22 protein-coding genes are annotated in these 23,649 nt (G+C 60.7%); 14 read left to right on the top strand and 8 right to left on the bottom strand.

All coding sequences use genetic code 11. The features are described 5' to 3' along the window. Positions 1-106 precede the first annotated feature (106 nt). The 9 genes from ccoN (at position 107) to EE36_RS01850 (ending at position 9,071) form a co-directional block, all read left to right on the top strand. The gene (ccoN, locus tag EE36_RS01890; protein WP_005848932.1) at positions 107-1,717 is read left to right on the top strand and encodes a cytochrome-c oxidase, cbb3-type subunit I; all 1,611 of its coding nucleotides are present in this window, start codon (positions 107-109) and stop codon (positions 1,715-1,717) included. Between the two features lie 5 nt (positions 1,718-1,722). Next, entirely contained in the window at positions 1,723-2,559 is an 837-nt protein-coding gene (ccoO, locus tag EE36_RS01885; protein WP_005848931.1) for a cytochrome-c oxidase, cbb3-type subunit II, read from the top strand. 10 nt (positions 2,560-2,569) lie between these two features. Then, positions 2,570-2,758 carry a CcoQ/FixQ family Cbb3-type cytochrome c oxidase assembly chaperone gene (locus EE36_RS01880; protein ID WP_005848929.1) on the top strand — a complete coding sequence of 63 codons (189 nt, stop codon included), beginning with the start codon at positions 2,570-2,572 and terminating at the stop codon, positions 2,756-2,758. Continuing rightward, positions 2,755-3,660 carry a cytochrome-c oxidase, cbb3-type subunit III gene (gene ccoP / locus EE36_RS01875; protein WP_005848927.1) on the top strand — a complete coding sequence of 302 codons (906 nt, stop codon included), beginning with the start codon at positions 2,755-2,757 and terminating at the stop codon, positions 3,658-3,660. Before EE36_RS01880 ends, ccoP begins: the two co-directional genes overlap by 4 nt. Before the next feature lie 96 nt (positions 3,661-3,756). Then, positions 3,757-5,364: a cytochrome c oxidase accessory protein CcoG gene (gene ccoG / locus EE36_RS01870; RefSeq protein ID WP_005848925.1), complete on the top strand. Its 1,608-nt coding sequence runs from the start codon at positions 3,757-3,759 to the stop codon at positions 5,362-5,364. Further along, positions 5,345-5,815, top strand: coding sequence for a FixH family protein (locus EE36_RS01865; RefSeq protein ID WP_005848923.1), 471 nt, complete (start codon positions 5,345-5,347; stop codon positions 5,813-5,815). The genes ccoG and EE36_RS01865 overlap by 20 nt, the downstream gene beginning before the upstream one ends. After that, the gene (locus EE36_RS01860; protein WP_005848921.1) at positions 5,812-7,932 is read left to right on the top strand and encodes a heavy metal translocating P-type ATPase; all 2,121 of its coding nucleotides are present in this window, start codon (positions 5,812-5,814) and stop codon (positions 7,930-7,932) included. Before EE36_RS01865 ends, EE36_RS01860 begins: the two co-directional genes overlap by 4 nt. Further along, positions 7,929-8,093 (top strand): cbb3-type cytochrome oxidase assembly protein CcoS, encoded by a 165-nt coding sequence (gene ccoS / locus EE36_RS01855; RefSeq protein WP_005848920.1) that lies wholly within the window; start codon positions 7,929-7,931, stop codon positions 8,091-8,093. The genes EE36_RS01860 and ccoS overlap by 4 nt, the downstream gene beginning before the upstream one ends. A gap of 156 nt (positions 8,094-8,249) precedes the next feature. After that, complete coding sequence (locus tag EE36_RS01850) at positions 8,250-9,071, top strand: glycosyltransferase family 25 protein (RefSeq protein WP_368072180.1); 822 nt, start codon at positions 8,250-8,252, stop codon at positions 9,069-9,071. A gap of 5 nt (positions 9,072-9,076) precedes the next feature. Here EE36_RS01850 and EE36_RS01845 read toward each other — a convergent pair whose 3' ends face one another. From EE36_RS01845 to EE36_RS01835, 3 genes are all read right to left on the bottom strand, one after another. Then, positions 9,077-9,808 (bottom strand): hypothetical protein, encoded by a 732-nt coding sequence (locus tag EE36_RS01845; RefSeq protein ID WP_005848918.1) that lies wholly within the window; start codon positions 9,806-9,808, stop codon positions 9,077-9,079. Positions 9,809-9,830: 22 nt separating this feature from the next. Next, the gene (locus EE36_RS01840; RefSeq protein ID WP_005848916.1) at positions 9,831-10,676 is read right to left on the bottom strand and encodes a glycosyltransferase family 25 protein; all 846 of its coding nucleotides are present in this window, start codon (positions 10,674-10,676) and stop codon (positions 9,831-9,833) included. 306 nt (positions 10,677-10,982) lie between these two features. After that, entirely contained in the window at positions 10,983-12,098 is a 1,116-nt protein-coding gene (locus EE36_RS01835; RefSeq protein ID WP_254655529.1) for a glycosyltransferase, read from the bottom strand. A gap of 229 nt (positions 12,099-12,327) precedes the next feature. On the opposite strand from EE36_RS01835, the gene hmgA reads away from it, so the two are divergent. The 4 genes from hmgA to EE36_RS01815 all read left to right on the top strand — a co-directional run bounded on the left by hmgA (position 12,328) and on the right by EE36_RS01815 (position 16,613). Then, positions 12,328-13,689, top strand: coding sequence for a homogentisate 1,2-dioxygenase (hmgA, locus tag EE36_RS01830; RefSeq protein ID WP_005848912.1), 1,362 nt, complete (start codon positions 12,328-12,330; stop codon positions 13,687-13,689). 139 nt (positions 13,690-13,828) lie between these two features. Then, positions 13,829-14,779: an MBL fold metallo-hydrolase gene (locus EE36_RS01825; RefSeq protein WP_005848911.1), complete on the top strand. Its 951-nt coding sequence runs from the start codon at positions 13,829-13,831 to the stop codon at positions 14,777-14,779. A gap of 23 nt (positions 14,780-14,802) precedes the next feature. Then, positions 14,803-16,428, top strand: coding sequence for an FAD-dependent oxidoreductase (locus EE36_RS01820; RefSeq protein ID WP_005848909.1), 1,626 nt, complete (start codon positions 14,803-14,805; stop codon positions 16,426-16,428). A gap of 2 nt (positions 16,429-16,430) precedes the next feature. Then, positions 16,431-16,613 carry a DUF2783 domain-containing protein gene (locus EE36_RS01815; RefSeq protein ID WP_005848908.1) on the top strand — a complete coding sequence of 61 codons (183 nt, stop codon included), beginning with the start codon at positions 16,431-16,433 and terminating at the stop codon, positions 16,611-16,613. A 449-nt stretch (positions 16,614-17,062) separates the two neighbouring features. On the opposite strand, the gene EE36_RS01810 is transcribed toward EE36_RS01815, so the two are convergent. Then, positions 17,063-18,280 carry a multidrug effflux MFS transporter gene (locus EE36_RS01810; RefSeq protein WP_005848907.1) on the bottom strand — a complete coding sequence of 406 codons (1,218 nt, stop codon included), beginning with the start codon at positions 18,278-18,280 and terminating at the stop codon, positions 17,063-17,065. Positions 18,281-18,383: 103 nt separating this feature from the next. Here EE36_RS01810 and EE36_RS01805 point away from each other — a divergent pair, with 103 nt between their 5' ends. Continuing rightward, a complete protein-coding gene (locus EE36_RS01805; RefSeq protein ID WP_005848906.1) occupies positions 18,384-18,956 on the top strand; it encodes a TetR/AcrR family transcriptional regulator in 573 nt (190 codons plus the stop codon). 28 nt (positions 18,957-18,984) lie between these two features. On the opposite strand, the gene EE36_RS01800 is transcribed toward EE36_RS01805, so the two are convergent. The 4 genes from EE36_RS01800 to EE36_RS01785 form a co-directional block, all read right to left on the bottom strand. Then, on the bottom strand, positions 18,985-19,686 hold the full coding sequence (locus EE36_RS01800; protein WP_005848905.1) for an ABC transporter ATP-binding protein: 702 nt from the start codon (positions 19,684-19,686) through the stop codon (positions 18,985-18,987). Further along, the gene (locus EE36_RS01795) at positions 19,679-20,455 is read right to left on the bottom strand and encodes an ABC transporter ATP-binding protein (protein ID WP_005848904.1); all 777 of its coding nucleotides are present in this window, start codon (positions 20,453-20,455) and stop codon (positions 19,679-19,681) included. The genes EE36_RS01800 and EE36_RS01795 overlap by 8 nt, the downstream gene beginning before the upstream one ends. After that, positions 20,452-22,314, bottom strand: a complete 1,863-nt coding sequence (locus EE36_RS01790) for an ABC transporter permease (protein WP_005848902.1) — start codon at positions 22,312-22,314, stop codon at positions 20,452-20,454. The genes EE36_RS01795 and EE36_RS01790 overlap by 4 nt, the downstream gene beginning before the upstream one ends. A 72-nt stretch (positions 22,315-22,386) precedes the next feature. Next, positions 22,387-23,604 carry an ABC transporter substrate-binding protein gene (locus EE36_RS01785; RefSeq protein WP_005848900.1) on the bottom strand — a complete coding sequence of 406 codons (1,218 nt, stop codon included), beginning with the start codon at positions 23,602-23,604 and terminating at the stop codon, positions 22,387-22,389. Positions 23,605-23,649: the final 45 nt, after the last annotated feature.

Genomic DNA, 23,649 nt, shown 5'->3' with positions numbered 1-23,649 from the left:
ATTGCCCCCTGGAATTGCCGCCAAGCCCGTGCCGCATTTGATCTAGATCAAGGCGCCGCCCCCGCCGCCATGAGAACCGTGTCCCGAAATAAAGGGGATTCGGGATATGTTCGATACGCTCAAGTTGGTCGTGCTTGCGCTCATTGTGTTTTTCGCAGCTTTGGCGGCCGATTGGGCGCGGGATCCGGCCTATATGGTCCATGCGCTGCTGATCATGGTGATCGCCGCCGGCCTGTTCTTCTGGCAACTGCGCAATATGCCGGTCGACGGTGTCGCCGCGCCCCACGCGCCAGCGCCGCAGGGCTATATGGACGGGCCGATCCGATATGGCGTGATTGCCACGGCGTTCTGGGGTGTTGTCGGGTTCCTCGCGGGGACATACATCGCCTTTCAACTTGCGTTTCCAGCGCTGAATATCGAATGGGCGCAGCCCTATGCCAACTTTGGCCGTCTGCGTCCGCTGCACACCAGCGCGGTGATCTTCGCCTTTGGCGGTAATGCGCTGATCGCCTCTTCTTTTTACATCGTGCAACGCACCTCGGCGGCACGGCTTTGGGGCGGCAACGCTGCTTGGTTTGTTTTCTGGGGCTATCAGCTTTTCATCGTGCTGGCAGCGACGGGCTATCTGCTGGGGGCGACCCAATCGAAGGAATATGCCGAGCCGGAATGGTACGTCGACATCTGGCTGACCATCGTCTGGCTGACCTACCTCGCCGTGTTCTTCGGTACGATCCTGAACCGGCGCGAGCGTCATATCTATGTCGCCAACTGGTTCTTTCTGGCTTTCATCATCACCGTGGCCATGCTGCATGTGGTCAACAACCTCGCCATTCCGGTGTCGATCTGGGGCTCCAAATCGGTGCAGGTCTTTGCGGGCGTGCAGGATGCGATGACGCAGTGGTGGTACGGGCATAACGCCGTGGGCTTCTTCCTGACGGCCGGTTTTCTGGGGATGATGTATTACTTTGTGCCGAAACAGGCTGGCCGTCCGGTCTATAGCTACAAACTGTCGATCATCCACTTCTGGGCGCTGATCTTTCTGTATATCTGGGCGGGTCCGCACCACCTGCACTATACCGCCTTGCCCGATTGGGCGGCGACGCTGGGGATGGTGTTCTCGATCATCCTGTGGATGCCAAGCTGGGGCGGCATGATCAACGGTCTGATGACGCTTGAGGGTGCGTGGGACAAGATCCGCACCGATCCGATCATCCGCATGTTTGTCGCCTCGCTCGCCTTCTACGGGATGTCCACCTTTGAAGGGCCGATGATGTCGATCCGCGCGGTGAACAGCCTTAGCCACTACACCGACTGGACCATCGGGCACGTGCATTCCGGTGCGCTTGGCTGGAACGGGCTCATCACCTTTGGCGCGCTGTATTTCCTGACACCGCGGCTTTGGGGCAGGGCGCAGATGCATTCGCTGTCGGCGATCAACCTGCACTTCTGGCTCGCGACCGTGGGCATCGTTCTTTACGCGGCGTCGATGTGGGTTTCGGGCATTATGGAAGGGCTGATGTGGCGCGAGGTCGATGCCAACGGCTTCCTTGTGAACAGCTTTGCCGACACCGTCGAAGCCAAATTCCTGATGTATGTGGTCCGTGGTCTGGGCGGGGTGCTCTACCTCGCGGGGGGTGCGGTGATGGTCTGGAACATGTGGATGACCATCCGCGCCCCGCAAGCCCGCCCCGTCACCGTCGCCCTGCCAGCGGAGTAATATCAATGGCCAAGAACCCCCAAAGCCCCAACTATGACCCCGCTGACGATCCCAAGGTGGTGACCGCCAGCGAAGGGATGAAAAAGGGCAAAATCCCGAACGAGCTGCCGCCCGAGACGCAGACGATCACCTTTCACCAGCGGTTTGAACGCAATGCGACGCTTCTGCTGATCGCCTCTCTCGGGGTGGTCAGTATCGGCGGCATCATCGAGATCGCGCCGCTGTTTTGGCTGGAAAACACGATCGAAAAGGTCGAGGGCATGCGCCCCTATTCGCCGCTGGAACTGGCGGGGCGCGAGATCTACGTGCGCGAGGGCTGCTATGTCTGCCACAGCCAGATGATCCGCCCCATGCGCGACGAGACGGAGCGTTACGGCCATTACAGCCTCGCCGCCGAATCCATGTATGACCACCCGTTTCAGTGGGGCTCCAAGCGCACCGGTCCGGATCTGGCGCGGGTCGGTGGGCGCTATTCGGACGAGTGGCACGTGGACCACCTGATGGACCCGCAGTCGGTCGTGCCGGAAAGCGTGATGCCGAAATACGCCTTTCTGATGGAGGCCAAGCTAGACAGCGAGGATGTGACCGATCTGCTGGCGACCCACCGCATGGTTGGTGTGCCCTACACCGACGAGATGATCGCCAGCGCGAGCGGAGATTTCCGCATGCAGGTTGACCCGATGGGGGATTATGACGCGCTGCTTGACCGCTATCCCGGTGCGCAGGTGCGCGACTTTGACGGGCAGCCCGGTGTCAGCGAGATGGATGCCCTGATCGCCTATCTGCAAATGCTCGGGACGTTGGTCGATTTCTCGACCTTTGTGCCCGATGCCACCCGCTGAGGAGCCCGCCATGGACACCTATTCCTTCCTGCGTGAACTGGCCGACAGCTGGGCCTTGCTGATCCTGACGCTGATCTTTCTGGGGGTCATTGCTTGGGCCTATCGCCCCGGCTCGCGCGCGCTGCATGATGACGCGGCGGATGTGCCGTTTCGCAACGACGACCCCGACCAAGCCCGCCAAGACGGAGCCCGCCAATGACCGACAACCGCAAGATCGACCCCACCACCGGCACCGAAACCACGGGCCACAGTTGGGATGGCATCGAAGAGCTGAACACACCCCTGCCGCGGTGGTGGCTTTGGACATTCTACGCCACCATCGTCTGGGGCGTCATCTATACCATCCTCTATCCCGCGTGGCCTTTAGTTTCGGGGGCGACGGCGGGGCTGTTGGGCTATTCCACCCGTGGCGAGGTCGCGGCTGAAATCGCGCGTGTCGATCTGTCGAATGCCGATCTGACGGAAAGCCTGATCAACGTCGATATGGGGGTTCTGAAAGACAACGAAGAACTGCACCGTTTCGCCGTGCAGGCGGGGCGTTCGGTCTTTGCGGCGAATTGTTCGCAATGTCATGGCGCGGGGGCAGGGGGTGTGGTGGCCTCGGGCTATCCGAACCTTCTGGACGATGACTGGCTTTGGGGCGGCACGATGGAGGATATCGCCTATACCGTGCGCCACGGCATCCGCAACGAGGATGACGCCGACGCGAGGGTGTCGCAGATGCCGTCCTTTGACTGGCTGGGCGCTGCGGAGCTGGACGCCACGGCCCATTTCGTGCGCAGCCTTTCGGGGCTCGCGCATGACGAGACAGCGGCCCAAGCGGGTGCGGATATCTTCGCCACGAATTGCAGCGCGTGCCACGGTGAGACGGGCCTTGGGGATCGCGAGATCGGCGCGCCAAACCTTGCCGATGCGATCTGGCTGCGCGGCGGCAGTCACGAGGCGATCATCCAACAGCTGAAAACGCCGCGCATGGGGGTCATGCCGCCGTGGCAGGCGCGTTTGGGTGAAGCCGATGTGCGCGCTGTAACGGCCTATGTGCACGGTCTGGGCGGGGGTGAGGCCGCGATGGACACGGCCCAAGATGGGTCTGCTGACTGAGCCGCAGCACAAAAAGACCTGTTGTTTGATGCAGATCAAAGCGGCCTGCGCCCCAGGGGTGTAGGCCGCAAGACGTAACCCCGGAGCCCCCCGCACATGTCCAACGCCGCCCCCCCGCTTTTCGCCGCGCGCGAGCCGATCTTCCCCCGCCGGGTGAGCGGCTTTTTCCGCCGGCTCAAGTGGGTGATCCTGATCCTCACGCTGGGGGTCTATTACGTCACCCCGTGGCTCCGTTGGGACCGCGGGCCGAACCTGCCGGATCAGGCGGTTCTGGTCGATCTTGCCAACCGGCGTTTCCATTTCTTCTGGATCGAGATCTGGCCGCATGAGTTCTATTTCGTCGCCGGACTGCTGATCATGGCGGGGCTGGGGCTGTTCCTGTTTACCTCTGCCTTGGGGCGGGTCTGGTGTGGCTATGCCTGCCCGCAGACCGTCTGGTCTGATCTCTTCATGACCGTGGAGCGCTGGATCGAGGGCGACCGTAACGCGCGCATCCGCCTGCACAACGCGCCGTGGAGCCTGCGCAAGGCGCGGTTGCGGGGGGTGAAATGGGCGGTCTGGTTGCTGATCGCAGTGGCGACGGGCGGGGCTTGGGTCTTTTACTTTGCCGATGCGCCCCGTCTCGCGCGCGACCTCGTGACCCTGCAAGCCGCCCCCGTGGCCTATGCCACCATCGCCGTGCTCACCGCCACGACCTTTATCTTTGGCGGCTTCATGCGCGAACAGATCTGCATCTACATGTGCCCCTGGCCCCGCATCCAAGGCGCGATGATGGACCCCGGCACGCTGACCGTCGGCTACCGCAAATGGCGGGGGGAGCCGCGCGGGAAGGGTGGGGTGAAGCGCCAGCAAGCCGCCGCCGCCGCGATTGGGAGCGGCGATGCCGTGGCGCGCTATGGTGCCGCGCTGGATATAAACTCCGCCGGAGACCGCCAGTCGCGCAGCGGCGACGTGCTGGGGGATTGTATCGATTGCAACGCCTGTGTCGCCGTCTGCCCGATGGGGATCGACATCCGCGAGGGTCAGCAGATGGAGTGTATTACCTGCGCCCTATGCATCGACGCCTGTGACGATGTGATGGCCAAGATCGGGCGGCCACGGGGGCTGATCGACTATCTCGCACTGGATGACGAACCGCCAACCGCCCCGCAACAAAGCGCCGCAGTCGCGGGGTATGCCGAAGCCCCCGCCGGTGACGTTGCCGGTGCCACGCTGCCCCCGTGGCAGCCCAAGCCGCTTTGGCAGCATATCTTTCGACCCCGCACGATTGTGTACACGACGGCATGGGCCGCCATCGGTGTGGCGCTGGTAGTCGCGCTGTTCATCCGGCCTGAGATCGACATGACCATTGCGCCGGTGCGCAACCCGACCTTTGTCACCCTGTCGGACGGGTCCATCCGCAACGCCTATGACATCCGCCTGCGCAACAAACACACCGAAGCACGGGATTTCAGAGTGTCGCTGGTGGCCGACAGTCCCTTGGAACTGGCGGTAGAGGGCGCAAGTAACGCCGTGGTCAACGTGCCCGCTGACACCAGCCGGTTGCAACGTGTCTATGTGATCGCCCCGCCGCAGACCCCCGCCGCCCGCGCGCAGCGCAGTGACCTGCGCCTTTGGGTCGAAGATGTCACCTCGGGCGAGCGGGCCTATGGCAATACAATTTTCAACGGAAAGGAAGGATCTGATGAGCGTGGTACAGACTGAACGCCCGCTGACCGGCTGGCATGTGCTGGCGATGTTTATCGGCGGCTTTTCGATCATCATCTCGGTGAACCTCGCGCTGGCGTTCAACGCGGTGCGGACTTTCCCCGGCAAAGAGACCGAGTCGAGCTATGTCGCCTCGCAGAACTTCGACACGGACCGCGCCGCACAGGAAGCTTTGGGCTGGACCGTGCGGACGACGCTGACCGACACGACGCTTGCGCTCTCTGTGACAGATGGGGGCAATCGCGTGCTAAGGCCCGAGATCATCTTTGCCACATTGGGGCGCGCGACGACGGTGGCGGATGACATCTCGCCGGCGTTCAGCTGGGACGGCACCGCATGGGTTGCCCCCGTCACGTCGGGCCCCGGCAACTGGAACCTGCGGATAGAGATGCGGGCCGCTGACGGCACGCTCTTTCGGCGCCGCATCCCGCTGCGGGGCCTGAGATGACTGTCGCTGCCTGTCCGGGCTGTATCGCGCTGGCCCCATCGGTCGACACCGCGCGCAGGGGCGTGCCCGAGACCGAGGCGGCGGTCTACCTTGCGCTGCCGCAGATCCGCTGTGCCGCTTGTATTGCGGGGGTCGAAGGAGTTTTGGCCAAGCTGCCGTCTGTGAAAGCGGCCAGAGTAAACCTGAGCGCCAAGCGGGTTCGCCTTGTGCTCGCCCCCGGGTATGACGTCAGCACCGCCCTTCAGGCCTTGAACGACGCAGGCTTTGACGCGCATGAGCTGGACGCGACCGCCCTGCGCCCCGCCAATGACGACGCGGGGCGGCGCCTTCTGGCCCGTGCTGCGGTGGCGGGCTTTGCGATGATGAATGTGATGGCGATCTCTGTCGCGGTCTGGTCAGGGGCCGGGGATGTGACACGGGTGATGTTCCACTGGGTCTCGGCCGCCATAGCACTGCCCGCCCTCGCGTTTTCTGCGGTGCCATTCTTTGCCTCGGCATGGGGGGCCTTGCGGGCGGGGCGGATGAACATGGATGTTCCCATTGCGCTGGCGATCCTGCTGGCCGCTGCGACATCGCTTTATGAAACCTTTGCGGCCCGCGGGGCGCATACATGGTTTGATGCCGCACTGTCTTTGACGTTTTTCTTGCTGGTGGGGCGGTATCTTGAACACCGCGCGCGGGCGACGGCGCGTTCTGCCGCAGCAGAGCTGACGGCGCTGGAGCTGCCGCGCGCCACCCGACTGACCGCGACAGGGCGCGAAACCGTGGATGTCGCCGTGCTGATGCCAGACGACCGGATCGCACTGGCGGCAGGGGCCCGTGCGCCTGTGGATGGCATAGCTGAAACCGCCGCAATGGTGGGCCGCTCTGCCCTGACCGGAGAGGCGGACCCCGTCGCTTTGGCGGCAGGGGATCTGGTCTGCGCGGGCGAAGTGATCCTTGGTGCACCGCTGACACTGCGGGCCACGCATCGCGCCGAAGACAGCACCCTGCGCCGTTTCGCGGCCCTCGTCGAGGTCGCAGAGACCGGCAAGCACCGCTACAGCGGGATCGCGGACCGCGCCGCGCGGCTTTATGCGCCGGTGGTGCATGGTTTGGCCGCGGTGGCTTTCGCGGTCTGGTGGGCGCTGACGGGGGATCTGCATCACGCCATTGCGGTGGCCACCGCGACGTTGATCATTACCTGTCCCTGCGCCTTGGCGCTTGCCATTCCGGCAGTGACGGCGGCAATGACGGGGCGCTTGTTCCGCGCGGGCGTGCTGCTGAAATCGCCCACGGCACTGGAACGGCTGGCTGACATCGACACGGTCGTTTTTGACAAAACCGGCACGCTGACCGAAGGGGTGGCTGTTCTTCCCGCGCTTGACCCCGACGCCGCGTCAGTTGCGCTGAGCTTGGCCCAAGCGTCGGACCACCCCGCGTCCCGTGCGCTGGCGGCGTCCCTTGCGGGGCAGGCTCCTGCCGAGTTGCGCGACGTGGTCGAGGTCGCAGGAAAGGGGGTCACCGCCCTTTGGAATGGTGAGCCCGTGGGGCTGGTGCGCGGAGAGGACGGGCCCGAGCTTCATCTGCCCGATCGGTGCATCCCCCTGCCGCTGACCGAGACCCCGCGCCCCGGCACCGCCGCGTTGATCGCCGCGCTTTGCGCCGGCGGGTGGCAGGTCGCGATGATCACCGGAGACACATCGGCCCGCGCCGCCGCCCTTGCCGCAAAGCTTGGGATTGATCAGATACATGCCGGTGTCTTGCCGCACGAGAAAGTCGATCTGGTGCGTGGCATGGCCGAACAGGGCAGGCGGGTGCTGATGGTGGGTGACGGGCTGAATGACACCGCAGCGCTTGCCGCCGCACATGCATCGCTCGCCCCCGGTTCTGCGCTGGACGCGGCGAGGGTCGCCTCGGACGGCGTCATTCTGGGGGGCACTCTCGGCACGGTCGCGCAGACCCTGAGCCTGGCACATCGGGCGCGCAGCCGCATCAAGCAGAACCTCGCCCTCGCCGCCGCCTATAACTGCGTGGCGATCCCGGTCGCGGTCATGGGTTTTGCCACACCGCTGATGGCGGCGGCGGTCATGTCTTCGTCCTCCATCCTTGTCGTTCTGAATGCGCTGCGTCGATGAATATTCTGATTGTCCTCATCCCCGTTTCCATATGCCTCGGCGCAGTAGGGCTGATCGCCTGTCTGTGGACATTACGCAGTGGTCAGTACGAAGATCTGGAGGGCGATGCCGCGCGTATCTTGCTGGAGGATGACATGAGTGTTGAAGGTGAAGAGGGGTAGAGCTGGGCTTAGTACCCGCGTCACAGCCTACCAACGCCGCAGCGGATGTGATGGCCGCTCCCGCCCTCGGGCCCACAAGGATCACCGGGGGGCGAGAATAATCATCTTAGATTGCCGTGTGAGGTGACTGTTGATAGAAGCCGGTAGTCGCACGCCATCTGTCCGGAGGGGCTCCTCATACTGTCGATCATCATCAACGTCGCTTCGGCTCGGGACCGTATGGCCTTTATGGCGCAACAGATGGATGCGCTTGGCCTGTCCTATGAGCGACTCGAAGCCGTTACCCCCGATGCGCAGAGCGGATCGCATAACGCGGCCTATTGGGCCAGTTGGCAACGCCCGCTTAAGGAAACCGAGAAGGCTTGTTTTCTGAGCCACGTAGCAGCATGGGAGCGTGTTGCGGCTTTGGGGGAACCTGCGTTGATCCTTGAGGACGATGTGGTGCTTTCTCGTGCGACGCAGGTATTGCTCAAGTCCTGTCGCGGGCTGGTGGATGTCGACCATCTGACGCTTGAGGTACGCCAGCGTCGGAAGATTGTCGCCAAAGACGCACAACCGCTGACAGACGACCACGTTATGCGCCGTCTCTATCAGGATCGAAGCGGTGCCGCCGCATATGTGCTATGGCCGTCAGGGGCGGCAAAACTGTTGCAGCGCGCAAAGACACAGGCAGCACTTGCCGATGCGATGATCTGTGGTGCTTACGAGCTTAAGAGCTATCAGGTCGAACCGGCCTGCGCGATCCAGATCGACCAAGCGGAGGCTTACGGTGTTGCTGTCGGGCTTAAGACACATTCGCTGATCGGGGCCGGTGTGCCGACACGGCAGCCAACCACCGCGAGGTTCAAGCTGCGCCGCATCGCCGCCCAACTTCGCATGGGCATGCAAGCCTTGCTGCATGCCATGGATGCCGAACGCCGAGAGATATCATTGTCACCCGCCGAGTTTTATACGGCCCCCCAAGAGCCGCGGCGCTAAGCCCTTTACCACCAGCTTGTTTTATCCCGTTTGTGCTGTGCCTTAAAGCGCGCAAACGCGGTATCATTGATCTGAAGCCGCGCCCAGATTTCCTGGAAAATGGGCCCGACGGGATCAAGTGCCATAAACGGTTCCATCCTCCAGACCATATTGCGCAGGGTGTCATCCGTTCCGACGGTAAAGCAAGACATTCCTTCGAAAAGCGGGATGAGCCGGTGTTGAACATCCTCGACATGCGTGGGAGTCATCGTGGTGCCCAAGGTATCCGTCAGATACCGTTCACTTTCGTACATCTTAACTGTGTTGACGACCGCGCTTGTCATCATGGCAACCGCGCGCACCGCCATATCGCTATCATGGGCCGCAAATGTGTCGGTGGCTGAGACAAGCCAGCGGATATTCAGTTTCTCCCGCAGGAAGTCCCCCTCGGCCATCCACAGGGTGCGGAATTTCTGATAGGTTTCAGCCAGGTTGTGGTCGCGCCGGATCAGCACGATCAACTCTGCATGATAAAGCAGCAGCGCAGACTGCCCCGAAAATTCCGTCCTTAGATTTTGCAGATGCAGGTCGATGGATTTCGCTGACCCTCGCGTCTGAACCGGATCGCCCGCGTCAATCATCGTCGCTTTGAGCTCGGCTAGATCATGTTCCGCCGCCGCATGCCTGCGCGCCCCCCAGCGTTTGCGATGCTGGTTGAGGGATAAAAACCGTCTAAGCCGTCCGGGTTTCTTTCGCATTGGTCTCGCTTTTCCTATCGGTTTAGTGGCGCAACACTCCGTAAAGACGCAGTACATCAAACCGCCGGCGTAGTCTTCGGCTTTTTAGGAAGGGTCTGAGAAGCCGGTATTTCAGCGCCATCTTCCCTTGGTCAAAGCGCCCCGGAATATCGGAGTCCTTGTCAGTTTGCGTCACAATAGGTCGGGCTAAGAAGCCCTGCCGCAGCATGCCCGGGGCATGCCGCCAAACGAGATCGATCGGAAAGAAGAGGTGCTCGGTGGTCTGCAGAAACGCCTCTGCCGCACGACGCGAAACGATATACCCGCTTCCCAGTAGCGGTGCCGGATCACATTCACACGCCACATGGCCGTTGGGGAGCGGGTGAAGGTGAAAAATCCGCCAACGTCTACGCCATTCAAGCCTGCGCCATAGGCGACGCCGTGACCGTTCAAACACCGTTGGGCGTGTTCTAACTGCGTCGTTCGCAAGTTGACTGAGTGTCTCTTCATCCAGCGTGTAGGTGTAAGGCGCGTTAGAGGAGAGATTCAAGAAATCCAGGCCAAGGCCGGGCATTTGCTTCTGAACCATCTCCAAATCCGGTGCGATATCAATATCATCTTCAAGGATCAGTGCATATTCTTCGTCTGTTTCAAGAAACTGCCGCCAAACGGCGATGTGCGAGGCTGCGCATGCGATCTCGCCACGCACGGGCTGTTTTTTTTGATTGATTACGAATAGATGTCTATTCAAATCTGGGAGCTTAGCATCATCGTCATGGCCATCGACGGCGCGGAAGAGTTTGAATGGCAACCCTAGTTCAGCCATCTTTCGCGAAACCTCCGACAGTCGGTCAGGGCGCCGCTCTAGGTTGATCAGGTAAGTATCCACAGAGTTCCTCGTTATTTACAACTGGACAGTATCCAGTACCTTTATCTTTCCAGCTAGAGCTTGTGGCCAAATCCTTGAGCGGACCACATATTGTTAAGTACCCCTTAGGATACGACTTCAGGTTGTTGGTCAAGATCACTCATAGACGCCACATATCTGGTATTCACGAGGCATTCCCCACTTTCAGGCGCAACAACCCGTGACCGGACTACGAAAGCTATGTATCGCGTGGGCATATTGAGTGCGGAGTATTAAGCCCCAAGGACGTCACACCGTCTTGTCGTCAAATGTTTCCGGACACATCCATCAAGCGCTGAGGCTCATATAAGCGCGGGTCACGGCCTTGGCATCGAATTTTTCGGGGAAGTCGATCCTGAAGTGCTCCGGGTTGTCTGAGGCTTCCGTCATTCGGGCTGAAAGCGCTTCGATGTTATCGGGTGGTGACACGAGATTTTGTGCGGGCAGTATTTCAGCCGGCCCCGAGGGGCAATCCGTGCTGATGACGGGGACACCAAGGACAATCGCTTCGAGGATCGTCATGTTCAGCCCTTCATATTCCGACGATACAACCATGAATTTTGCCGCTTTGATCAACGGGAACGGGTTTTTCTGGAAGCCCGTGAAATGCACGCGGTCCGCGATGCCCAAAGAATGCGCCAATGCTTTGGTTTCTTCCAGCAAGGGTCCGGTCCCGACGAGCAGCAGGTCATACGGGGTCTTTGCCTGCGCATATGCATGTAGGAGCCGATCGTGGCGCTTGGCTTTTTTGAACTTGCCTACGTTGACGATATAGTCCTTCCGGGGCGGCACCGGTTCACCAGCCTGCCGTTGGATCAAAGCAGGTTCAACCGGGTTATAGATTGTGCGCGTCTCGATCGATTGCCCAAACAGCGCCTGCATGTCCTCTTCGACGCCCTTGCTGACGCAGATACATTTTTTTCCGCTGTAGACGCGGCGCAGTTTTTCCAGCTCCGCGTTTTGCTGACCCCCCAGGGCATATTCATGTGACGCAGTGCTGTGCATGACAAAGTGAACATTCGGCAGTTGGCTGTGCGAGAGGATGAAATCAACTGGGAACAGATTAGAGAGAACGAAGTCAGGCACACCTATATGTTTTTTGACAGATCTGTCGAAAGCCATGGCTGCGACTTTGCCCCGGATTTTGCGCGGCAGTGAACGCCAAAGCCGATATGGAAACCTGTGAATTGGCACCTCAGGGTCGAGATCGTGATCGATGTCGTCTTTAAAAACAACGATATGCGCTTGGTGGCCCATGGCATTCATAGTACGGGCCAAGGTCTGAACAACGCGCTCTGCACCACCGCCCTGTAGGCTGAAAACAGCGAGAACTATCGTTTTCATATATTCTTCTCCAATACGCGCTTTGGGCGTTGCATAGACCAAACGGTAGATAATGCGCACGGGCGTTGTGAAGTCCAGAACGGTTTTTGCAAGAATGCCGTGTTAAGATGCCGTTATCTGTTCGGGACGTGTCCGGCGGCTGTGGCGGGGCCGGCCTTGGCGCGGCGGAATTGACGCCAGATGTTTTACCCATCCCCCAAACCACCTCACACCGCCCCCCCGAAAAAACCAGTTGTTAGTTACAAATGCAACCTTTAGGCAATCGCTAGTGGAACGCGAGGAGCCGAGTATGACTGTCGAAAAACATCCGACCCGTATGACCCAAGCCCCGTCTCTTCCCGGGGCCAACGCCGGATATATGCCGGGCTTCGGGAATGATTTCGAGACAGAGGCGCTGCCGGATGCCTTGCCGCAAGGGATGAACAGCCCGCAAAAATGCAACTACGGGCTTTATGGTGAGCAGCTTAGCGGGACCGCCTTTACGGCACCAAGCCATCAGAACGAACGTACCTGGTGCTACCGCATTCGCCCGTCGGTTAAACACTCGCACCGGTATCACAAGATCGATCTGCCCCTTTGGAAATCCGCGCCCAACATCGACGCGGATGTCACGAGCCTTGGGCAATATCGCTGGGATCCGCTGCCGCACACAGACACGCCGCTGACATGGCTGACGGGGATGCGCACGATGACGACGGCGGGGGATGTCCATACGCAGGTCGGCATGGCGACCCATGTGTATCTTGTGAATGCCTCCATGGTTGATGCGTATTTTTATTCTGCCGACAGCGAGATGCTGATCGTCCCGCAGGAAGGGCGTCTTCGGTTTTCCACTGAATTGGGGATCATAGATATCGCGCCGCAGGAAATCGCGATCATCCCGCGGGGGCTGGTCTACCGTGTCGAAGTGCTTGAAGGGCCGTGCCGCGGGTTCGTCTGCGAGAACTATGGCCAAAAGTTCGAGTTGCCTAATCGTGGGCCGATCGGGGCCAACTGCATGGCCAACCCGCGCGATTTCAAAGCACCCGTTGCCGCGTTTGAAGACCGCGAAGTCCCCTCTACCGTGACGGTGAAATGGTGCGGGGCGTTCCATGAAACCAAGATCGGGCAGTCACCGCTTGATGTGGTGGCATGGCACGGGAACTACGCGCCGGTGAAATATGACCTGCGCACCTATTGTCCCGTGGGGGCGGTGCTGTTCGACCATCCTGACCCGTCGATCTTTACCGTTCTCACCGCGCCGTCCGGTGTCGAAGGGACGGCGAATATCGACTTTGTCTTGTTCCGGGAACGCTGGATGGTGGCGGAAGATACGTTCCGCCCGCCGTGGTATCACAAGAATATCATGTCCGAATTGATGGGTAATATCTACGGCCAGTATGACGCCAAGCCCAAAGGCTTTATTCCCGGCGGGATCAGCTTGCACAATATGATGCTGCCGCACGGGCCTGATCGTAATGCCTTCGAGGGGGCCTCCAACGCAGAGCTGACGGCCCAAAAGCTCGACAATACGATGTCGTTCATGTTCGAGACCCGCTTCCCGCAGCAACTCACGAAATTTGCCGGACAGGAGGCCCCCTTGCAGGATGATTACATCGATTGCTGGGCAGACATTGAAAAGAAGTTCGACGGCACACCGGGCAAGAAATGAAGCGGGCCTCCGACCGGTGAAAGCACAACGTTGACCCGGCGCGGTGCCGTAGGGCGTAACGGGTATCAGATGAGGTTGGGCAGGTGCCAAAGCACAGTTCGATCCGCAACAAATTCCCCTAAGTAAAAGGACCAGAACCATGGCAAAAGCATTCGCATCCCAAGGGGATATGACAGAGAAGAAAGTCACCTTTGACGAAGTCGGCGAGGGCCTATGGGCCTTCACCGCGGAAGGCGACCCGAATTCGGGCGTGATCATCGGGGATGACAGCGTCATGATTGTAGAGGCACAGGCGACGCCGCGTCTGGCCAATAAGGTCATCGAGAAGGTGCGCGAAGTCACCGACAAGCCGATCAGCCATGTGGTGCTGACCCATTATCACGCGGTGCGCGTGTTGGGGGCCTCTGCCTATGGGGCACAGCAGATCATCATGTCCGACGTTGCCCGCGCGATGGTCGAGGAACGCGGACAGGAAGATTGGGACAGCGAATTCCAACGCTTTCCCCGATTGTTCGAGGGGCATGAATCAATCCCCGGGCTGACCTACCCGACCACCACATTCAGCGACAGCATGACCGTCTATCTGGGCAAACGTCGCGTTGATATCAAACACATCGGCCGGGCCCATACGGCGGGTGATGCGGTGATCCATGTGCCGGATCAGAACGTCATGTTCACGGGCGACATCGTTGAGGATCATTCGGCCTGCTATTGCGGCGACGGATACTTCGGCGACTGGGGGCAAACGCTCGATAACATCAAGGCCTATGACGTGGATGCGATCGCACCGGGTCGGGGGGGCGCCTTGATCGGCAAAGACGCCGTTGAACGGGCGATTGAAAGCACGCGTGATTTCGTCGAAAGCACCTTCAAGCCAGCGCAGCGGGTCGCCATGAAAGGCGGCACGTTGAAAGAGGCATGGGATGCGGTGCGCGCGGAATGCGACCCGAAGTTCAAGGATTACGCGATCTACGAGCACTGCCTGCCGTTCAACGTCAGCCGCGCCTTCGACGAGGCCCGCGGCATCTGGCATCCGCGTATCTGGACAGACAAGCGCGATCTGGAAATGTGGGCGCAGTTGCAGGGCTAAGGCCGGGTCTGGGAGGGCAAACCATGGTCGACGTCCGCTATGATATCGCGTTCAAACTATACCCTTACCAAAAGGGAGCGGATCAAGATCTTGCCCCCCGGCGTCACCCTGTGGTGATCGTCGGGGGCGGGCCCATCGGGATGGCGCTGGCGCTTGATCTTGGGCGCAAGGGCACACCTGTTGTGGTATTGGATGATCATGAAGGTGTCGGACAGGGCAGTCGCGCCATCTGTTTTGCCAAACGCACGCTCGAGATCTGCGACCGCCTCGGCGCGGGCAAAGCGATGATCGACAAGGGCGTTCAGTGGAACGTCGGCAAAGTGTTTCATGGCGATGAGCGGGTGTTCGAATTCAATCTGCAACCCGAAGACGGCCATAAGGCTCCGGCGTTTATCAACCTGCAACAGCCCTATTTCGAGAAATACCTCGTGGATGAAATCCGTGTGGCGCAATCTGACGGTGCGCCCATTGAAATCCGCGGGCGCAACGGGGTCACGGGGGTGACACCGCAGGGCGATCACGTGGTGCTGGATATCAACACACCCGACGGCCCCTACCAGCTTGAGGCCGACTGGCTGGTCGCTTGCGATGGCGCACGGTCTCCCACGCGCGAGATGCTGGGCCTGAGCTTTGAGGGCCGCGTGTTCGAGGATAATTTCCTGATCGCTGACGTGAAGATGAAGGCCGATTTCCCGACCGAACGCTGGTTCTGGTTCGAGCCGCCCTTCAAAGACAGCGGCGCGTCGGCGCTTTTACACAAGCAGCCCGACGATATCTGGCGGATCGATTTCCAACTGGGGTGGGACATTGACCGCGCCAAGGAACTGAAGCCCGAGAATATCCGCGCCCGCGTGGATGCCATGTTGGGCGAGGGGGCGGAGTACGAGCTCGAATGGACCTCGATCTACACGTTCCAATGTCGGCGAATGGAAAAGTTTCGACACGGCAGGGTGCTCTTTGCGGGCGATAGCGCGCATCAGGTCTCTCCTTTCGGGGCGCGGGGGGCCAACTCCGGCGTGCAGGACGCGGACAATCTGGCGTGGAAACTTGATCTGGTGATCAAGGGCTTGGCACCCGACCGCCTGCTCGACAGCTATTCGCAAGAGCGGGTCCACGGCGCTGACGAGAATATCCTGAATTCCACCCGCGCAACGGATTTCCTTACCCCGAAGACAGAGATGAGCAAGATTTTCCGCAATGCGGTGTTGAGCCTTGCACACCGTCACCCCTTTGCACGGCCCTTGGTGAATTCCGGTCGTTTGTCCGTGCCATGTGTCTATGACGGGCTGTCACTGAACGGCCCCGATGCACTGAATGGCCCCGCGACAAACCGTGTCGGCGCCACCTGCAGCGACGCGCCCTTGAGGGACGGCTTCTTGCTGGACGTGGTGGGCGGCGTGTTCACCGTTTTGGCGATCAACACCGACCCGCCCGCGCTGGCCGAGGTGGGCGGGGTCACGGTAAACACCGTCATGCTGAACACGCAAACCGACGATCCCAGCGGTGCCATTGCGGCACGCTACCTCGGCGACACGCCCTGCGGCATCTACCTGATCCGTCCGGACCAGCATGTCGCCGCACGGTGGGCCCGCGCAAGCGCCGCAGACATCCGGTCAGCCGTAGGCATCGCAACAGGAAAGGGGCAGTAACGATGGGGCTCAACCTTCAACCGAACATCAAGGATCCGGACGGGTTCTATGATGAATTGCTTTGCGCACATGAAGGGCGAAGCAAGGACGAAAGCGACGCATTCAACGCACGCCTGATCCTCATCCTCGCGAACCATATCGGTGACAGAGAAACCCTGCGCGCAGCATTGGCCGCCGCCAAGTAGGGGCGTCCGGCGTCTGAAGCCGCGTCGAGGTTTGGGATGCTATCGCTGATGTTCGTTGTAGCCGGCAAGAGCGGAGACAGTTCTTGTTTAGTGAGCCGCGTTCCCTGTCGCGCCCTTGTGCGGAAACTGTAACTGATAATTATGATTATGTAAAAAACTGTTCAACCAAGCGGCCAGCCCGACCCATATCCCGGCTCATATATGCGGTGCCAGTAACGGTTGGATGTCGCTGTCGGGGGGCGCGTTTGAGCTGTTTCGAATTGGCGATGCCGTGTCGGCCCGCGGCACTCACGCGCGATTTCCGGCGCGCTGCGCTTGATGAAAGGCGTGTAGGCCGCCTTGATCAAGAAGAGCCCACTCTAGACCCCGCGCAGGCAGTCCGCTTTACCGCAGATCGCTCGCGCGGGTGTCGGGGCGTGGGCGGCTGCCCACCTCTACACGCATCGGGCTTAGGACGTCAGTCGCGATGACGAGGGCACGGTGAAGCGCCCTGCCGCGAAGAACAATACCGTTGCCAGCCCGGCAGGGATCGCAAGCCCGAGGGACATGGGGAGCGCCGTAGCTGTCCCGCCAATCGCGACAGAGGTCGAGACCGCAAAGGCAAGGGCAAACTGGATCGCCCCCAGCAACGCCGAGCCCATGCCCGCGCCTTTCTCTGTCAGCGACATCGCGATGGACATCGCGTTCGCCGACAGCAGCCCGACGCAGCCAATCGATATCCATAGCGGGATGGCGAATACCAGAAGCGAGCTTGTCTGCGACAGCAGCGCCAGCACCAAAGTAGCGGCGAAAAACAGCGGCAAGACGGCGGTGAGGATCTGTTCGGGGCTATAGTGGTTCAACAGCATGCCATTGATGCGGCCGAAGATGATTAGTGCGGTCGCAATAGCCGCGAACATGAGTCCAAAGCCGATTGAACTCAGCCCAAAGATCCCTTGGAAGACCCCAGAGGAGCCCGTGATAAACGCGAACATGCCGCTTTGAATAAGCCCCGCAACCAGCGCCATGATGAGAAATCCGCGCTCGGACAGGAGCCGCTTGGCGGTTTTTGCACCCGTGCGGAAGGGCCGAGGCTGGCGGCCTTCGGCGGGCAATGTCTCGGGCAAGGTAATCACGGACAAGACCAGCGCGACAAGGCTGATAAGGGCCATCGTCGCAAAGATGGAACGCCAACCAAACGCTTCAAGCAACAGGCTGCCCAACGTGGGCGAGGCGATGGGGCCAAGCGTCAGCAACATGACAAGCACCGTCATGACTTTCGCCGCCTTCCGCCCTTCGTACAGGTCTTTGACCATGGCGCGCCCCACGACCATGCCCGCGCTCGCCCCGATGGCCTGAATGAAACGAAGTGCGTTGAACCACGCGATGTCGCTGAGCATCGGCAGAACAAGAGAGGTCACGGTGAAAAGGACGGTGCCGATCAAAAGCGGCCCCTTGCGCCCGTAGGTATCGGTCAAGGGGCCGATCAGGATTTGCCCGAAACAGAGCCCCAGAAAAAAGAGAGAGAGCGACAGCTCGGCCGCCGTATGGGTGGCGTCCATCGACGTCGCAAGATCGCCGAGGGCGGCCAGATACATGTCGGTTGCCAAGGGCGGAAAAAGGGAGAGCAGGCCGAGGGTCGCGGTCACAGCGAACGCGCGGCTTGGGGACAGGGAAATTTGAGACATCTTGGCTCCAACGAGATAATAGACTACGGTCTACTTGCATTTAGTAGATCGCAGTCTAACAATCAACGTCATACCACGCTGCATCGATGAACAGGAGCTGTGCATGTCGGTAAAGAAGTCGGGCGGACGTCCCGCGAACGAGGAAGCCAGCGCCGCTTTGAAGGCCGCCGCGCTGCGGCTTGTGCGGGAAACGGGCTACGAAAAGGTCTCTATCGCGGCGATTATTGCCGAGGCGGGCGTTGCACGCCAAACGCTATACAATCGCTGGGACACAAAGGCGGACCTCATCCTCGAAGCGATATTCGAGGCGACGAATTCTTATGCCGCTGAACCGCCTTTGGATAGCGCGCAAGACTATAGGGCGCAGCTTGAAGACTTCCTGATCAAGGTTTTCGAACACCTGAAGCTGGACGGCGCAACGATCCGGTCGCTGATTGCATCGTCACAGCAAGACGCGAAGTTTCACGCGTCGTTCCATGCCAAATTCGTTCTGCCGCGCGAGCAGATGATGACGCTGATGCTGCGTCGCGCGCAGGACCACGGGGCGCTTTCACCCGCGCGCAACGTCGAGGTATTGTCGACCATGATCCACGGTGCATTCTGGTATCGCTTGCTGAACCGCGGCGTCTTGGATGCGACTTTCGCGAAAGAGATCGTGGCAGAGACCTTCGCCTGAACCAGCCTTGTGATCGCGGGCGCTGCCCCTACACCGACAGATATTGATCCCGAATTTCCGGCTGCGATTGCAGCGCGGCGAGCGTGCCGACGAATTTCTGTGTGCCGTGTTCGATGATCACCACGCCATCGGCGACCGCTTGCGCGAAATGCAGGTTCTGTTCGGACAGCAGCACCGTCAGCCCCTCTGCCTTGAGTTGCAGGATCACGCGGGCCATCTGTTCGACGATCACCGGCGCGATACCTTCGGAGGGTTCGTCCAGCAGGATGAACGCGGGGTTGCCCATCAGGGTGCGGGCGATGGTCAGCATCTGCTGCTCGCCCCCCGACAGTGCCTTGCCGCGGTTGTGACGGCGTTCGGCGAGGTTGGGGAAGAGGTCGAACACCATGTCCTCGGTCCATGTGGTGCAGCCGTCGCGGGGGGGCTGGCGGCCGACCTCCAGGTTTTCCAGCACGGTAAGCTGGGTGAAAATCCGGCGTTCCTCGGGGACATAGCCCAGACCGTTGCGCGCGACCTTGTGGCTGGGCCAGCCGGTGATGTCCTGGCCCTGATAGATGATCTTGCCCTGCCGTGGCCGGACCAGCTGCATGATAGATTTCATCGTCGTGGTCTTGCCCGCACCATTGCGCCCCAGCAGGGCGACGACAGTGCCGCGATCCACGGTAAAGTTCAGGTCATTCAGCACCTGCGCCTTGCCGTAGAATGAATTGACGCCGTTCACCTCAAGCATGGGCACCCTCCTGCGCTTTGAACAGCGTGCCGCCGCCCAGATAGACCTCTTGCACCTGCGGGTTGTTGCGGATCTCGTCGACGGTGCCGTCGGCGATCAGCTGGCCACGGTTCAGCACCATGATGCGGTGCGAATGGGCAAAGACCACGTCCATGTCATGTTCGGTAAACAACACGCTGATGTTCCGTTGCTCTAGTATATCGGCGGTCAGCTGCATCAGCGCGATCCGTTCGCGCGGGGCCATGCCTGCGGTGGGTTCATCCATCAGCAGCAGGATCGGGTCATTGGCGAGGGCAACCGCCAGTTCGAGCCGTTTGAGGTCGCCATAGGCCAGCACCGCGCAGTGGCGTTCGGACTGGTCGGCCATGCCCACGGTATCAAGCAGCGCCAGCGCCTCGTCTCGGTAGAGTTTATGGGCGAAAGTGGTCAGGGAATAGAGCCGCTTGTGATGCGACATCAACGCCATCTGCACATTCTCGACCACGGTCATCGAGGCATAGGTCGCGGTGATCTGGAACGTCCGCCCCACCCCCATGCGCCAGATCTTGCGCGGTTGCATGCCCGCGATGTTCTTGCCCATCAGCTGCACGGTGCCCGACGACGGCTTGAGCTGTCCCATCAGCATATTGAAACAGGTGCTTTTGCCCGCGCCATTGGGGCCGATCAGCGCCAGCAGCTCGCCCTTGGCAAGATCAAAGCTCACGTCATCCACCGCCTTGATCGCACCAAAATTGCGGGACAGGTTGCGCACAGACAGGATCGGGCTCATTTCGCGTCCTCCGGTGTTTTCAGCAGGCCAATGCGTTCGCCCGCCTTGCGCAGCGATCCGACGATGCCTTCGGGGCCAAGGATCACGACAAAGATGATCAGCAGGCCCAAGGCGAGCCGCCAATATTCGAAACGGGTCAGGTAGTCTTTGACGCCTTCAAAGAAGGCCCCGCCGACCCAGCCGCCCGATAGGGTCTTCACCCCGCCCAGAAACACCACGATCAGCGCGTCGAAACTGCGCGCGGTTTCAAGCTCGTTCGGGAAGATGCTGCCCTTGGAAAAGACGAACAACCCGCCCGCAAGCCCCGCCATGATACCCGCAAAGGTAAAGGCGACCCACTGGATGCGTTTGGTGTTGATCCCCATCGCCTCGGCCTGTCGTGCACTGTCGCGGGCCGCGCGCATGGCATAGCCAAAGGGCGCATGTGCAGCTTGGCGCAGCAGCAGGATGCCCCCGATGCAGAAGACAAAAGCGAGGTAGTAATAGACATCATTGTCCGACGCCCAATCGGACGGCCAGATGTTGACCAGCCCGTCATCGCCCCCCGTCACATCGCCCCACTGGAACGCGAGGCTCCAGAGCAGTTGCCCGAAGGCCAGCGTCAGCATGGCGAAGTAGACACCGGTGGACCGCAGGCAGACCCAGCCGATCACCACGGCGGCCAGCCCCGCGCAGATCGGCGCCAGCACCAGCGCCAGCTCCATCGGGGTGTCGGCATAGGTCACAAACAGCGCCGCGGCATAGGCCCCCCCGCCAAAGAAGGCCGCATGGCCAAAGCTGACCAACCCGCCCTGCCCCAGCATAAAGTGCAGCGAGGCGGCGAAGAGACAGAAGATCATGATGTCGGTCACCAGCACCACGGCGAAATTCCCGCCGTAGAACGGCAGCAGCGCAAGGATGAACAGCCCCGCCATCACCAGCAAGCGCATGCGATTGCCCGCGGGCTTGATCGGGCGCTCCGGCTCTCCGGTCTGGCCGTGCTCGCCCGCGATCTCCTCTTTCCCGAGCAGGCCGAAGGGGCGGAACATCAGGACGATCACCATGACGACAAACATCAGAACAAGCGTCGACTGCGGCGCATAGGTCACGCCAAACACATTCAGGACCGAGATGATCACCGCCGCCAGATAGGCCCCCGGCAGCGACCCCATGCCGCCGATGACCACGACCACAAAGACCGCACCAATGATGCTGAAATCCATCAGCAGATCGGCACCACCCTTGGGCAGTTGCAACGCGCCGCCAAGCCCTGCAAGCGCACAGCCCAGAAAGAAGACGCCCGTGAACAGCCACGCCTGATTGACCCCAAGGGCACCGACCATCTCGCGGTCCTGGGTGGCGGCGCGCACCAAGGTGCCGACACGGGTTTTCGTGATCAGATACCACAGGGCGATGGCCACGAAGGGCGTGATAATGATCAGCGCGATGTCATATTGCGGCACGGGTTCCCCCATGATGCGGATCACCCCTTTCAGCCCCGGCGCGCGCGGGCCCAGCAGATCTTGCGGGCCCCAGATCATCAGCGCAAGATCCTGAATGACAAGGATCACGCCAAAGGTCGCGACCAGTTGGAACAGTTCAGGCGCGCTATAGACAGGGCGCAGCACGCAGATCTCGACGATCACCCCGATCAGCCCGACAATCAGCCCTGCCAGCAGGATCGCACCCCAGAAACCGACCATGCCCGGCAGCACCTGCATCAGCGAATAGCCGACATAAGCCCCCAGCATATAAAACGACCCATGGGCAAAATTCACCACCCGCGTGACGCCAAAGATCAGCGACAGCCCAGAGGCAACCATGAAGAGCGCACCCGCATTGGCAAGCCCAGTCAGAATCTGTGCGATGAAAAGGCCCATGGGCACCTCTTGATGTTTGGGATGGGGTCAGATGCAGCCAAGGGGGCCTCCCCCCTTGGCTGCGGGTCCGGATTATTCTGCCGGACGCAGTTTCGACACCTCTTCGTCAGACGGCAGGTAGTCGGCACCGTCCAGATAGGTCCAGTCGGTCATGACGCCCGCACCGTCCTTGAGCATGGTCTTCCCGACAAAGGCCCCCATGGTGGCCTGATTGTCGATCTCGCGGAAAGTGATGTCGCCCACGGGCGTCGCCACATCCAGCCCTTCGAAGGCCATACGGATCGCGTCGCCTTCGGTCGACCCCGCCTTGCTGATCGCGGCCGCGATGCTTTGCGCGGTCATATACCCGACGAGAGACCCGAGCTTTGGCGTTTCGTCGAATTTCGCCTGATAGGCATCAACGAAAGGCTTGTTCGCGCCGTCTTCATCCGAGAAGTCATACCAGGGATAGCCGGTCACGACCCAGCCTTCCGGGGCTTCGTCGGCTAGCGGTTCAAGGTATTCCGGTTCGCCCGAAAGCAGACCATAGACCGTGCGCCCGTCGAACAGACCACGGGTGGTACCTTCGCGGACGAACTTGGCAAGGTCGGGGCCGAAGGTCACGTTATAGATCGCGTCCGGCTTGGACCGTTCCAGCGCCTGAACCTCGGCGCCGGCGTCGATCTTGAACAGGGCGGGCCATTGCTCTCCGACGAATTCGACCTCGGGTTTCAGTTCGGTCAGCACTTCCTTAAAGGCGGCCACCGCGTCTTTGCCATAGGCGTAGTTGGGTGCGATGGTCGCGTATTTCACGGCATCGGTCTTGGCGGCCTGTTCGGCCAGCATTGCGGCCTGCATATAGGTCGAGGTCCGCAGGCGGAAGGTCCAGGGGTTGCCTTGGCTCCAGGTCAGGGCATCGGCCAGCGGTTCTGCCGCGAGGTACACCCAGCCCTTTTCCGCCGCGACCGAGGAGATCGCCAGACCGACGTTCGACAGGATCGAACCGGTGATCATCACGGTGCCTTCGCTGGTCATCAGCTCTTCGGCGATTTTGATCGCTTCACCGGGGTCGCCCTGATCGTCGCGGAAGATGAATTCGAGCGGGCGATCCAGCACACCGCCATCGGCGTTGATTTCCTCAAGCGCCAGTTCGATGCCCTGTTTATACGGCTCGGCAAAGGCGGCGAGACGTTTGTAGTGGTTGATCTCTCCGACTTTGATCGGGTCGCCCGACTGCGCCGATGCGGCAAAGCCGGTGACGCCAAGGGCAAAGGCCCCTATGACGCTGTTCAGGAATGTCTTTCTGTTCATGTGATGGTCCTCTCGTGTTGGGGTGTGCCGTCTGCTGCGGCTTTG

Origin of the sequence: Sulfitobacter sp. EE-36, assembly GCF_000152605.1 — a bacterium.
GTDB lineage: Bacteria > Pseudomonadota > Alphaproteobacteria > Rhodobacterales > Rhodobacteraceae > Sulfitobacter > Sulfitobacter pontiacus.
The sequence above is the reverse complement of the archived record's forward strand: the minus strand, read 5'-3'. Positions and strand labels throughout refer to the sequence as shown.